This window comes from Streptomyces sp. NPDC001401 (genome assembly GCF_042895385.1).
In the GTDB taxonomy this organism is placed as follows: domain Bacteria; phylum Actinomycetota; class Actinomycetes; order Streptomycetales; family Streptomycetaceae; genus Streptomyces.
This window is the reverse complement of record NZ_JBIAWI010000007.1, coordinates 369,825-382,975: the sequence shown is the minus strand read 5'-3', so window position 1 is coordinate 382,975 and position 13,151 is coordinate 369,825. Positions and strand designations below refer to the sequence as shown.

12 protein-coding genes are annotated in these 13,151 nt (G+C 69.3%); 11 read left to right on the top strand and 1 reads right to left on the bottom strand.

What is annotated here, in order from left to right:
* Positions 1–4: 4 nt before the first annotated feature.
* The 10 genes from ACFY10_RS25170 to ACFY10_RS25125 all read left to right on the top strand — a co-directional run bounded on the left by ACFY10_RS25170 (position 5) and on the right by ACFY10_RS25125 (position 11,944).
* Positions 5–919: an ATP-binding cassette domain-containing protein gene (locus ACFY10_RS25170; RefSeq protein WP_390667447.1), complete on the top strand. Its 915-nt coding sequence runs from the start codon at positions 5–7 to the stop codon at positions 917–919.
* Positions 920–979: 60 nt separating this feature from the next.
* Positions 980–1,837, top strand: coding sequence for a sugar phosphate isomerase/epimerase family protein (locus tag ACFY10_RS25165; RefSeq protein ID WP_390667446.1), 858 nt, complete (start codon positions 980–982; stop codon positions 1,835–1,837).
* Between the two features lie 229 nt (positions 1,838–2,066).
* Positions 2,067–3,038, top strand: a complete 972-nt coding sequence (gene iolC / locus ACFY10_RS25160; RefSeq protein WP_390667444.1) for a 5-dehydro-2-deoxygluconokinase — start codon at positions 2,067–2,069, stop codon at positions 3,036–3,038.
* 4 nt (positions 3,039–3,042) lie between these two features.
* The gene (locus ACFY10_RS25155; RefSeq protein ID WP_390667443.1) at positions 3,043–3,915 is read left to right on the top strand and encodes an aldolase; all 873 of its coding nucleotides are present in this window, start codon (positions 3,043–3,045) and stop codon (positions 3,913–3,915) included.
* On the top strand, positions 3,912–4,790 hold the full coding sequence (gene iolB / locus ACFY10_RS25150; RefSeq protein ID WP_390667442.1) for a 5-deoxy-glucuronate isomerase: 879 nt from the start codon (positions 3,912–3,914) through the stop codon (positions 4,788–4,790). Before ACFY10_RS25155 ends, iolB begins: the two co-directional genes overlap by 4 nt.
* Positions 4,787–6,670, top strand: coding sequence for a 3D-(3,5/4)-trihydroxycyclohexane-1,2-dione acylhydrolase (decyclizing) (gene iolD / locus ACFY10_RS25145; RefSeq protein WP_390667441.1), 1,884 nt, complete (start codon positions 4,787–4,789; stop codon positions 6,668–6,670). The genes iolB and iolD overlap by 4 nt, the downstream gene beginning before the upstream one ends.
* Before the next feature lie 13 nt (positions 6,671–6,683).
* Complete coding sequence (locus ACFY10_RS25140; RefSeq protein WP_390667440.1) at positions 6,684–8,186, top strand: CoA-acylating methylmalonate-semialdehyde dehydrogenase; 1,503 nt, start codon at positions 6,684–6,686, stop codon at positions 8,184–8,186.
* Positions 8,187–8,223: 37 nt separating this feature from the next.
* Positions 8,224–9,666 carry a sugar porter family MFS transporter gene (locus tag ACFY10_RS25135; RefSeq protein WP_390667439.1) on the top strand — a complete coding sequence of 481 codons (1,443 nt, stop codon included), beginning with the start codon at positions 8,224–8,226 and terminating at the stop codon, positions 9,664–9,666.
* A gap of 26 nt (positions 9,667–9,692) precedes the next feature.
* On the top strand, positions 9,693–10,889 hold the full coding sequence (locus ACFY10_RS25130; RefSeq protein WP_390667438.1) for a Gfo/Idh/MocA family protein: 1,197 nt from the start codon (positions 9,693–9,695) through the stop codon (positions 10,887–10,889).
* A 56-nt stretch (positions 10,890–10,945) separates the two neighbouring features.
* Positions 10,946–11,944 (top strand): sugar phosphate isomerase/epimerase family protein, encoded by a 999-nt coding sequence (locus ACFY10_RS25125; RefSeq protein ID WP_390667437.1) that lies wholly within the window; start codon positions 10,946–10,948, stop codon positions 11,942–11,944.
* Positions 11,945–11,973: 29 nt separating this feature from the next.
* Here the strand turns inward: ACFY10_RS25125 and ACFY10_RS25120 are convergent, their stop codons facing one another.
* Complete coding sequence (locus ACFY10_RS25120) at positions 11,974–12,177, bottom strand: hypothetical protein (protein ID WP_390667436.1); 204 nt, start codon at positions 12,175–12,177, stop codon at positions 11,974–11,976.
* 160 nt (positions 12,178–12,337) lie between these two features.
* Between ACFY10_RS25120 and ACFY10_RS25115 the strand changes: the two genes are divergently transcribed.
* The gene (locus ACFY10_RS25115) at positions 12,338–13,123 is read left to right on the top strand and encodes a polysaccharide deacetylase family protein (protein WP_390667435.1); all 786 of its coding nucleotides are present in this window, start codon (positions 12,338–12,340) and stop codon (positions 13,121–13,123) included.
* Positions 13,124–13,151: the final 28 nt, after the last annotated feature.

Genomic DNA, 13,151 nt, shown 5'->3' with positions numbered 1-13,151 from the left:
ACCCATGACAACCACCAACGCAACCAAGCCCAGCGGGGCCTCGTCCGAGGAGACCGCACCCCAGGACGGCAGGCCGGTCGTCGAGTTGAACAACACCGGCAAGTCGTACGGCAACGTCCGCGCCCTGCACGGGGTGAGCCTTGAGGTACATCCCGGCAAGGTCACCTGCGTGCTGGGCGACAACGGCGCCGGCAAGTCCACCCTGATCAAAATCATCTCCGGGCTGCACCAGCACACCGAGGGCGAGTTCCTCATCGACGGTGCTCCGGTGCGGTTCTCCACCCCGCGTGACGCCCTGGACAAGGGCATCGCCACGGTCTACCAGGACCTGGCGACCGTCCCGCTGATGCCGGTGTGGCGCAACTTCTTCCTCGGCTCCGAGATGACCAAGGGCCCCTGGCCGGTCCGCCGCCTCGACATCGAGAAGATGAAGAAGACCGCCGACCACGAGCTGCGCCAGATGGGCATCGTCCTGGACAACCTGGAACAGCCCATCGGCACCCTCTCCGGCGGCCAGCGCCAGTGCGTGGCCATCGCCCGCGCCGTCTACTTCGGCGCCCGCGTCCTCATCCTGGACGAGCCCACCGCCGCACTCGGCGTCAAGCAGTCCGGCGTCGTGCTGAAGTACATCGCCGCGGCCCGCGACCGCGGCCTCGGGGTCATCTTCATCACCCACAACCCGCACCACGCCTACATGGTCGGCGACCACTTCAGCGTGCTGCGCCTGGGCACCATGGAGCTGACCGCTTCGCGCAGTGAGGTCAGCCTGGAAGAGCTGACCAATCACATGGCGGGCGGCGCCGAACTCGCCGCGCTCAAGCACGAGTTGGCACAGGTCAGCGGCGTCGACGTCGAGGAACTCCCCGAGCAGGAGGACCTCACCGCACCCGTCGCGGCGGCCCCGGAGGGAACCCCCTGACAACAGCGACGTCCTGATCCCACGCTCCGCCGACCCACACCGATCAGAAGGCACTCCCTCATGAAGATCGCCCTCGACCCGTACATGATCCGCAACGTCCCGTTGCTCGAACTCCCCGCCGTGGTGGCCGAGTTGGGATACGAGTGGATCGAGCTGTCCCCCCGGGAGGACTTCATCCCCTTCTTCCGCCACCCGCGCGTCGACGACTCGACGGTCCGCAAGTTCCGCAAGGCGCTGGATGCGGCCGGTGTCGGAATCTCCTCGCTGTTGCCGCTGTTCCGCTGGTCCGGCCCGGACGAGGACGCCCGGCAGGCCGCCGTACGGTATTGGAAGCGGTCGATCCAGATCGCCTCGGACCTCGGCGTGGACAGCATGATCTCCGAGTTCAACGGCCGGCCGGAGGAATCCGACCGCAGCGAGGCGCAGTTCTGGAAGTCGCTGGACGAACTGCTGCCGGTGTTCGAGCGGGAGGGCATCAAGCTCGCGCTGGAGCCGCACCCGGACGACTTCATCGAGAACGGCTACGACGCGGTCAACCTGATCCGGGGCATCAACCACCCCAACGTCACGTTCCTGTACTGCGCCCCGCACACCTTCCACATCGGCAACGACGCCCCTGGCATCATCAAGTACGCGGGCGACCTGCTCACCCACGTCCACCTGGCCGACGCCCTCGACCACACCGCCTCGTCCGGCAACCGCTACATCCTCAACCCGCCCGGCACCCCGGCCCGCATCCACCAGCATCTGGACATCGGCCAGGGCGAGGTCGACTTCGACGAGCTCTTCCGCGAACTGCGCGCGAACGGCTTCGACGGCACGCTGACCGCCTGCGTCTTCGCCTGGGAGGAACGGGCCAAGGAGTCCTCGGTGTTCATGCGCGAGAAGATCGCCGAATACCTGGCCACCTGGTCCTGACGGGCCGGGCCCCGTCGGCGCGCACTCTCCCGGCGGGGCCCCGCCCTCCGGACAGCCCTCTTCCCGCCTCTTGAGCGGCAGTCCTGACCAGCTTGCGAAACATTGCACTAACAACCTATTGACATGACATTTAACCGCAAGGCATCGTACTTTCAGCGCGTTTTTAAAGCGCTTTAAAGCGACTCTCCACCACTCCCCGGAGTCTCCGGAGCGAAGGGAAACCAGCGTTATGCCGTTCGAAGTGCTGACCATGGGCCGGGTGGGAGTGGATGTGTATCCGCTCCAGACGGGGGTGGGGCTGGCGGGGGTCACGTCGTTCGGCAAGTACCTGGGCGGCAGCCCGACGAACGTGGCGGTGGCCGCGGCCCGGTACGGCCGGTCGTCGGCTGTGATCACCAAGACGGGCCGGGATCCGTTCGGGGACTTCGTCCGGCAGGCGCTGGCGGGTTACGGCGTGGATGCCCGGTTCGTGGGTACGTCGGAGATCGCGCCGACGCCGGTGACGTTCTGCGAGATCTTCCCGCCGGACGACTTCCCGCTGTACTTCTACCGGCTGCCCAAGGCCCCCGACCTGGACATCAGCGCGGGCGAGCTGGAGTTGGGCGCGGTGCGCGAGGCCGGGATCTTCTGGTTCACGGGCACCGGGCTGAGCGAGGAGCCGAGCCGGTCGGCCACGCTGGCGGCGCTGGAGCACCGGGCCCGGGCGGGCATCACGGTGTTCGACCTGGACTGGCGGCCGATGTTCTGGAGCGAGGGTCCGGAATTGGCGCGGGGATTTTATGCCGAGGCGCTGCGGCACACGACGGTCGCGGTCGGCAACCTCGACGAGTGCGAGGTGGCCACCGGCGAGCGCGAGCCGCACGCCGCCGCGAAGGCGCTGCTGGCGGCCGGGGTGGAGCTGGCCGTGGTCAAGCAGGGCCCCAAGGGTGTGCTGGCGATGGACCGGGACGGGTCGGTGGCCGAGATCCCACCGGTTCCGGTGGATGTGGTCAACGGGCTCGGCGCCGGGGACGCGTTCGGCGGGGCGCTGTGCCATGGGCTGCTGTCCGGCTGGGACGCCCGCCGCACGGTGTCCTTCGCCAACGCCGCCGGGGCGATCGTCGCGGGCCGGCTGTCCTGCTCCGACGCCATGCCCACCGAGGCCGAGGTCGAGAACAAGCTGCGCGAGGCCTCCCTCGCCCCCACCGTACGAAAGGCGTGACGCCGTGCTGTCCGACAACGTGAACCGGATCGTGGCCGCCCGGGTGGGCGACCCCGGCGCGATCGCCGCCGCCGCGGCGCGCCGTGTGAAGGCGACCTCGCTGCTGGGCGAGCACGGCAAAGCAATGATCATCGCCGCGGACCACCCGGCGCGCGGAGCCAACGGCGTGGGCGGCGACCCGAACGCGATGGCCGACCGCGCCCGGCTTCTGGACCGCCTGTGCACCGCCCTGGAGCGTCCCGGCGTGACCGGCGTGCTGGCCACCGCCGACATCCTCGACGACCTGCTCCTGCTGGGTGTCCTGGACGGCAAGTCCGTCTTCGGCTCCATGAACCGGGCTGGGCTTGCGGGTTCGGTGTTCGAGATCGACGACCGGTTCACCGGCTACGACGCCGCGACCATCGCCGCGATGGGCTTCGACGGCGGCAAGATGCTCACCCGCATCGCCCTGGACGACCCCGCCACGCCCTCCATCCTGGAGAACACGGCCGAGGCGGTGAACGAACTCAACGACCGTCAACTCGTTGCCATGGTCGAGCCGTTCCTCTCCACGTGGCAAGACGGCAAGATCCGTAACGACCTGTCCACGGACGCCGTGATCAAGTCGGTCACCATCGCCTCGGGTCTGGGCCGCCGCACCGCCTACACCTGGCTGAAGCTGCCGGTCGTCCCCGACATGGAACGCGTCCTGGCCTCGTCCACCCTGCCCGCGCTGCTGCTGGGCGGCGAGGTCAAGGATGCCGACGCGGCCTTCGCCTCCTGGGGCAAGGCGCTGAAGCAGCCCACCGCGCAGGGCCTGGTCGTGGGCCGCTCCCTGCTCTACCCGACGGATGGCGACGTCGCCGGCGCGGTGGACCGGGCGGTGAGCCTGCTGTGACCGAGACGAGCAAGTACTACCTGCCAAAGGGCAGTTCGGCCGACGGCCCCTACGACGTCCTGGTCACGCCGGAGTCGGCGGGCTGGGGATACTCCGGCCTCAGGATCCTGACCCTGAAGCCGGGCGAGGCACACGCCCTGTCCACCGGGGAGTCCGAGTTCCTGGTCCTGCCGCTGACGGGCTCCTGCACCGTCACCACGGACGGCACGGCCTTCGAACTCTCCGGCCGGACAGGCGTGTTCGCCTCGGCCACCGACTTCGCCTACCTCCCCCGCGAGTCGGAGGCCCTGATCAGCAGTGCGGCCGGTGGCCGGTTCGCACTGCCCAGCGCCCGTACCGGGCGGAGCTCACTCTCCGCCCGGTACGGGTCCAAGGAGAACGTGCCCGTCGAGCTGCGGGGCGCGGGAGCCTGCTCGCGGCAGGTCAACAACTACTGCCTGCCCGGCACGTTCGAGGCAGAACAGCTGTTGGTGTGCGAGGTGCTCACGCCCGGCGGCAACTGGTCGTCGTACCCGCCGCACAAGCACGACGAGGCCCGCCCCGGCCAGGAGTCGGAGCTGGAGGAGATCTACTACTTCGAGGTCTCCGGGGAGAACGGCTTCGGCTACCAGCGGGTCTACGGCACAAAGGATCGCCCGATCGACGTGCTCGCCGAGGTCCATTCCGGCGACACGGTGCTGATCCCGCACGGCTGGCACGGCCCGTCCATCGCCGCCCCCGGCTACGACCTGTACTACCTCAACGTCATGGCCGGCCCGGGCCAGGACCGCGCCTGGCTCATCTGCGACGACCCCGCCCATGGATGGGTGCGGGAGACCTGGCAGTCCCAGGACGTCGACGACCGGCTTCCCTTCGAAGGACTCAACGAGCGATGACCACCGTACGACTGACCACCGCTCAGGCCCTGGTGCGTTTCCTGGCCGCCCAGTACAGCGACCGCGACGGCCAGGAACAGCGCCTCATCCCCGGTGTGTGGGGCATCTTCGGGCACGGCAATGTGGCCGGCATCGGCCAGGCCCTGCTCCAGGCTGCTGTCACCCGCGAGGCCGACCTGCCCTACTACCTCGCCCGCAACGAGCAGGGCATGGTCCACGCGTCCGTGGCGTACGCGAAGATGCGCGACCGGCTGGCCACCTTCGCCTGCACCGCGTCGACCGGGCCGGGCTCCACCAACATGATCACGGGTGCGGCGCTGGCTACGACGAACCGCATCCCGGTGCTGTTGCTGCCCTCGGACATGTTCGCGACCCGCGCCGCCGACCCGGTCCTGCAACAACTGGAGGACACCCGAGGCGGAGACGTCACCGTCAACGACGCCTTCCGCGCCGTGTCGAAGTACTTTGACCGTATCTCCCGCCCGGAGCAGTTGATCCCGGCCGCACTCGCAGCGATGCGAGTGCTCACCGACCCGGTCGAGACGGGCGCCGTCACCCTCGCCCTGCCCCAGGACGTGCAGGCCGAGGCGCACGACTGGCCGGTCTCCTTCTTCCGCCGCCGGGTGTGGCACATCGGCCGCCCCGTGCCCGAACCCGCCGCCATCGAGCGCGCGGCCCGACTGCTGAGAGGGGCGCGCAAGCCCCTGATCGTCGCGGGTGGCGGGGCGGTGTACTCGGGTGCGGAGACCGTGCTGCGCGCCTTCGCCGAGGCGACCGGCATCCCGGTCGCCGACACGCACGCCGGCAAGGGCGCCGTCCCCTGGGACCACCCGTACGCGGTGGGCGGCATCGGCTCGACAGGGTCGTACGCGGCGAACGAGCTGGCGCGTGAGGCGGACGTGGTGCTGGGCATCGGCACCCGGTACTCCGACTTCACCACCGCCAGCCACACCGTCTTCGACAATCCGGACGTCACCTTCGTCAACCTCAACGTGGCCCGCCTGGACGCCGTCAAGCACTCGGCGGAGCCGCTGGTGGCCGACGCCCGGCTCGGCGTCCAGGCCCTCGCGGGGGCGCTGACGGATTGGGAGGTCGAGCCGGAGTACCGGGCTCGTACCCGCGAACTCATCGCCCGGACCCGGGAGATCGAGGAGGAGTGCTTCGCCCCGGACCGCAACACCGGTGACCTCCCGGCCCAGACCCAGATTCTCGGCGCGCTCAACGACGTCCTCGACGACCGCGCGGTCGTCATCAACGCGGCCGGGTCCATGCCGGGCGACCTGCAGCAGCTGTGGCGGGCGAGGGATCCGAAGGCCTACCACGTCGAGTACGCCTACTCCTGCATGGGCTACGAGGTCGCCGCCGGCGTCGGCGCCAAGATGGCCGACCCCACCCGCGAGGTCGTGGTCCTGGTCGGCGACGGCTCGTACCTGATGATGGCGCAGGAGATCGTGACCATGGTCTCCGAGGGCCTCAAGGTCATCATCGTCCTGGTCCAAAACCACGGCTTCGCCTCCATCGGCGCCCTCTCCGAATCCCTCGGCAGCCAGCGCTTCGGCACCAAATACCGCTACCGCAACGGCGATTCGGGCCAGCTGGACGGCGAGATCCTCCCGGTCGACCTCGCCGCCAACGCCTCCAGCCTGGGCGCCGACGTCCTGCACGCCACCTCCGTCGACGAGTTCCGCTCCACGATGGAGAAGGCCAAAGCCGCGTCCCGCACCACGGTCGTGCACGTCGAGACCGACCTCTGCGGACCCAACCCACCCGGCCACGGCTGGTGGGACGTCCCCGTCAGCGAGGTCTCAGCCCTCGACACCACCCAGGCCGCCTACCAGACCTACGCCGCCCACAAGCAGACCCAGCGCCACTACCTGTAAGGAAACCCGCACCGTGAAGACCATCCAGCACTGGATCAACGGCAGCCCCACCCCGGGCTCCGCCACCGACACCCAGCCGGTGTTCAACCCGGCCACCGGTGCCGAGCAGGCCCAGGTGGTCCTGGGCGGCGCCGCCGATGTGGACACTGCCGTCACCGCCGCCGCGAAGGCCTTCGAGACCTGGTCGGAGTCCTCCCTCACCCAGCGCACCCAGGTCATGTTCAACTTCCGCCAACTCCTGGTGGAGCACGAGGAAGAGCTCGGCCGGATCATCTCCGCCGAACACGGCAAGACCGTCGACGACGCCCGCGGCGAAATCACCCGCGGCCGCGAGGTCGTCGAGTTCGCCTGCGGTCTCGGTGACGTGCTGAAGGGGTCCTTCTCCGACCAGGTCTCCCGCGGCGTGGACGTACACAACTTCCGCCAGCCCCTCGGCGTGGTCGCCGGCATCACCCCCTTCAACTTCCCGGCCATGGTGCCCCTGTGGATGCACCCCATCGCCATCGCCACCGGCAACACCTTCATCCTCAAGCCGTCCGAACGCGACCCCTCCGCCGCGAACTTCGTGGCGGAGCTGTACCGGCAGGCGGGCCTGCCGGACGGCGTATTCAACGTGGTCCACGGCGGCAAGCCGGCCGTCGACGCGATCCTCACCCACCCCGGCATCCAGGCCGTCTCCTTCGTCGGCTCCACCCCCATCGCCAAGTACGTCCACGAGCAGGCCACTTCGCACGGCAAGCGGGTCCAGGCCCTGGGCGGCGCCAAGAACCACGCCGTCGTCCTGCCCGACGCCGACCTCGAATTCGCCGCCAACCACATCACCGCCGGCGCCTACGGCTCCGCCGGTGAGCGCTGCATGGCCGTATCGGTGGCAGTCGCGGTCGGCGACGCCGCCGACGCCCTCGTCGAGGTGCTGGAACGCAAGGCCCACGAGGTCAAGGTCGGCCCCGGCGACCAGCCCGGCACGGAAATGGGCCCCCTGGTCACCAAGGCCGCCCAGGAACGCGTCGAAAACGCCGTCGGCACAGCGGCCGTGCAGGGTGCCACCGTCGTCGTCGACGGGCGTGGACTCAAGCTCGACAACCCCGCCTACGCAGACGGCTTCTTCACCGGCCCCTCCCTCCTCGACCACGTCACCACCGAGATGGACGCCTACAAGGAGGAACTGTTCGGCCCGGTCCTGGCGATCCTCCGTGTCGACACCCTCGACGAAGCGATCAACGTGATCAACGCCAACCCCTACGGCAACGGCACCGCCCTGTTCACCGCCTCCGGCGAAGCCGCCCGCCGCTTCCAGCGCAACATCCACGTCGGCATGATCGGCATCAACGTCCCCGTCCCGGTCCCGATGTCGTACTACTCCTTCGGCGGCTGGAAGGACTCCCTCATCGGCGACAACCCCATCCACGGCCCCGAAGGCATCCGCTTCTACACCCGCCCCAAGGTCGTCACCACCCGCTGGCCCCAGCCCACCCAGCAGTTCAACGCCGGGTTCAACTTCCCGACCTCCAGCTGAGCCGCCCGTCTTCCACATCGACCGGTAGGAGGTGGCCATGGACGTCAGGGATGACACGCCCCAGGCCCTCGCACCCAGCAGTACCGTCAAGGACAGCGCCTCGCCGGAGGTCTACCGCAGACTGCGGCTGATCACCATCATCGCGACCTTCGGCGGGCTCCTGTTCGGCTATGACACAGGCGTCATCTCCGGTGCACTGCCGTTCATGTCCCTCGCGCCCGAAAAGGGCGGGCTGGGGCTGACCCCACTCACCGAGGGAATGGTCGCGTCGTCGCTGGTGCTCGGCGCGGCGTTCGGCGCACTGTATGGCGGACGTCTGTCCGACCGGCATGGGCGCAGGAAGACGATCCTGGGGCTCGCCGTGCTGTTCTTCGTCGGCGCGCTGGGTACTGCGCTCGCCCCGGATCTCTGGGTGATGGTGCTGTTCCGTGTGTTGCTGGGGCTCGCCGTGGGCGGTGCTTCCGCGACGGTGCCGGTCTTCATCGCCGAGTTGGCTCCGGCCGAGCGCCGTGGCCGGTTGGTGACCCAGAACGAACTCATGATCGTGACGGGCCAGTTGCTGGCCTACACCTCGAACGCGGTGATCGCCCGCACCGTGGGCGAGGGGGGTGTGTGGCGCTGGATGCTCGCGATCGCCACGGTCCCCGCCGTGCTGCTGTGGTTCGGGATGCTGTTCGTGCCCGAGTCGCCCCGCTGGCTGGCCTCTCGGGGCCGGTTCGACGACGCTCTCGGCACCCTGGGCAGGATCCGCGACGCGCAGGACGTCGACGCCGAGTTCGCCGAGAGCAAGCAGCGTGTCACCGCGGATGCGGGTGAGCCGCGGGCGGGTTGGCGGGATCTGGGCACGCCGTGGATACGCAACATTGTGGTCTTCGGGTTCGGGCTGGCCGCTCTGACCCAGCTCACCGGCGTCAACTCGATCATGTACTTTGCTCCGACGATCCTGCTGGACACCGGGCTGGGCACGCAGGCGGCCCTGACGGCCACCATCGCCAACGGTGTCGTGGCCGTGCTCGCCGTCTCGACCGGCATGTGGCTCCTTGGCCGGTTCGGCCGGCGCCCGATGCTGCTGACGGGGCAGATCGGCGTCACCGTCTCGCTCGTGCTGATCGGGTTCTGCTTCCTGGTCCTGCCCGAGTCGGCTGCCCGCAGCTACCTCGTACTCGCGTCCATGCTGACCTTCCTGCTGTTCATGCAGGGCTGCATTGCGACCGTGTTCTGGCTGATGCTCTCGGAGATCTTCCCGCTCCGTCTGCGCGGATTCGCCATGGGTACGGCCGTCTTCGGCACCTGGATGGCCAACTTCCTGGTCACGCTGGCTTTCCCGCCGCTGATCGGCGCCGTCGGCGGGACCACGTTCCTGCTGTTCGCCGCGGTCAACGTCGTCACCTTCGTGTTCTACGTCCGCACCGTTCCCGAGACCCGGGGCCGCTCGATGGAAGACATCGAGTCCCATTTCCGCCGGCAGTTCGCCGCCTGATCCCCTTCGTTCTGAAAGGCACCGCCATGACCACGTCCGCCAAACCCCTCTCCGTCGCGGTGATCGGAGCCGGTATGGCCGGCCGCAGCCACGCTGCCGGATACCGCAATGTCAACACGGTCTTCGGGGCCGGTCTGCCGCCCGTCCGGCTGGCCGCGATCGCCGACGCCAATGTCGAGCTCGGCGAGGACGCCGCCCGCCGTTACGGCTTCGAGAAGGCGCTTCCGAGCTGGGAGGCCGTTGTCGAGGACCCGACGATCGACGCCGTCAGCATCGTCGTGGGCAATGCGCTGCACCGCCCGATCGCGGAGGCCCTGGTCGCCGCGGGCAAGCACGTGCTGTGCGAGAAGCCGCTTGCGGGTTCGCTCGAAGACGCCCGTGCGATGGCCGAGTTGGAGCGTGGCGCCGAGGTCGTGACCGCCGTCGGCTACACCTTCCGCCGCTCCCCCGGTATCTCCGCGATCCGCGAGCATGTCCAGCGGGGCGAGCTGGGTGATCTGACGCTGTTCAGCGGGCGTTACTGGTGCGACTACGCGACCGACCCGAAGGGCCCGCTGAGCTGGCGGTTCAAGGGCGGCCTCGGTTCGGGCGCGCTCGGGGACATCGGCTCGCACGTCATCGACGCCGCCGAGTACGTCGCCGGGCCGATCGCCTCGGTCTCCGGTGCCTCGCTGTCGACGCAGATCTCCAAGCGGCCGCTGCCGCTGGGCGCGGTGGTCGGGCACAACGCGGCCCCGGTCTCGGACGAGTTCGGCGAGGTCGAGAACGAGGACACCGCGTCCTTCACCGCTCGTTTCGAGTCCGGTCTCGTCGGTACGTTCTCGGTGACGCGCACCGGCTTCGGCCTGCCCAACGGGCTCTCCTTCGACGTCCTGGGCGTCGGCGGCCGGGCCGCGTTCGACCAGCACCGGCCGGCCGAGTACCTCTTCGACGACGCCCAGCCCAACGCCCGTACCCGGGGCGCCCGGCAGATCATCGTGGGTCCGCAGCTGCCGTACTTCGCGGGCGGGGTCCCGATGGAGGCGCCGGGTGTGGGTGCCAGCAACGCCGACAACTTCACCTACCAGGCGCGGGCCTTCCTGGACCAGGTCGCGGGGGTCGCCGAGCCGCTGCCGGCCTGCGCCACCTTCGGCGACGCGCTGCGGACCATGGAGATCATCCAGGCGGTCGTCGACTCCTCCCGCAACGGCGGCGCGGTCACCGCGGTTCCGCCCGTCGCCTGACCTCGCCGTAGACGAAGCCCCATAGACGTATCGACCATAGGCAAGGAAAAAGACACATGGCTCTCAAGCTCGGCGCCTACACCGCCTGTCTGCACGACCGGCCTCTGCCCGAGGCCCTCGACATCCTCAAGGAGAACGGTCTGACCTCCGTCGAGGTCAACACCGGTGGCTTCATCCCCTCCCCGCACTGCCCGGTCGACCTGCTGCTGTCCTCGGCCACCGCGCGCGAGGAGTACCTGGCGGCCTTCGCGGACCGCGGGATGGAGCTGACCGGCCTCAACTGCAACGGCAACCCGCTCAACCCGCTGCCCGGTGTCGGTCCGAAGCACGCCGACGACCTGCGCCGCACCATCCGCCTCGCGGGCCTGCTCGGCATCAAGCACGTGGTCACCATGTCCGGTACGCCGGGCTCGGACCCGGACGCCAAGTACCCCTCCTGGGTGGTCAATCCGTGGGACGGCGTCTACATGGACGTTCTGGACTACCAGTGGGGCGTGGCCGTCGAGTTCTGGAAGGAGATCGACGTGCTGGCCCGGGAGAACGACGTCCGGGTCGCCATCGAGATGCACCCGCACAACCTGGTCTTCTCCCCGGTCACCCTGAAGCGGCTGGTCGAGGCGGGCGGCCTGACGAACGTCGGCGCCGAGATGGACCCCTCCCACCTGATGTGGCAGGGCATGGACGTCATCGCCTCCATCAAGTGGCTGGGCCCGCTGGTCTTCCACGCCGCCGCCAAGGACGCGACGCTCTGCCCGGGCGCCGACATCCGCGGCGTACTGGACACCTCGTTCACCCGCGTCCCCGCCGACGCGCCGGGCAAGGTGCCCACCGGCTACGGCTTCTGGTGCAACGCCTGGCCGGAGAACCCGGCCTGGAAGTTCGTCGCCGTCGGCCTCGGCAACGACGTCCCCTTCTGGACCGAGTTCCTGCGCGCCCTCCACGAGATCAACCCGGACATGGCCGTGAACATCGAGCACGAGGACGCCGCCTACTCCCAGACCGAAGGCCTCGCCCTGGCCGCCAAGAACCTGCACAGCGCCGCCTCCGCCCTCTGACCGTTCCCCGTAAGTGGCCCCGTTCCCGTCTACTGCCGGGCCCGGGGCCACTGCCTGTGGGCCATACCGGCCGTCAGCAGCGGGGGCGAGGCGAGGTGAGCCGTGAACTCGCCCTGCCTGCGCAGGCAGCCGCCCTCGGCGTGCAGCCACGGCGAGTACGCCACCTTCATGCTCACCGAGCCGCCCTTCGGCATCCGCACCTCGAGCTCGGCATCCGAGGTACGACGTCGCACGTCACCCCTGTTCCGCACCTTTTCAACCCCTATATGACGCTCGTGCGTCCCGGAACCCCCGCGGAATTGTCCGTGATCAGTAACAGGCGGATCCCGCAGCACCTCTTCTCCGTCCTGACAGGTGCACAGGAACCACCAGGATGACAAGGGCAGGGCAGACATGGCGCGGCATGGCGGGCGGGGATGGCACGGCCGGGTATTCGCGGCAGCGGTCGGGGTGACGGCGGTGGCGGCAGCCACCACGGCATGGACCGCGCAGGCCGGCCCCTTCAGCGGGCAGCACGCGGGAGCGGGCGCCTCGGCGCACTCCTCCTCACCGGCTGCCGGTCCCGGCCGGGCCCCGGTGGCCGTGAGCATCGTCCATGCCTCTGACAAGGGCGCCCGGGGCGTCAACATCACCATCGACGACGGGCCGGACCCGGTCTGGACACCGCAGGTCCTTCAGGTGCTCAAGGACAACGGTGTGAAGGCCACCTTCTGCATGGTCGGCACTCAGGCCCAGGCGCACCCGGACCTGGTCAAGGCGGTGGTGGCAGCCGGGCACCGGCTCTGTGACCACACGGTGTCGCACGACACCACCATGGACAAGAAGCCCAACTCCTATCAGTCCAAGGAGATCCTGGACGCCGCCGGCATGATCACCAAGGCTTCGGGGGGCGTCCGGCCGCTGTACTACCGGGCCCCGGGCGGTGCCTTCACGCCGTACAGCAGGCACCTCGCCGCCTCGCAGGGGATGCGGCCGCTGGGCTGGAACGTGGACTCCAAGGACTTCGAGCGTCCGGGCACCGCCGCCATCATCGCCACCGTCAAGAACGAGGTGTCCAACGGTCCGACGATCCTCTTCCACGATGCCGGCGGCGACCGTTCCCAGACCGTGGCGGCCCTGCGCGAAATCCTGCCGTGGCTGAAGCAGCAGGGGTACTCCTTCGGCTTCCCGGTGCGCTGAGCTCCGGCAAGGCAGCAACCTCTCGCAG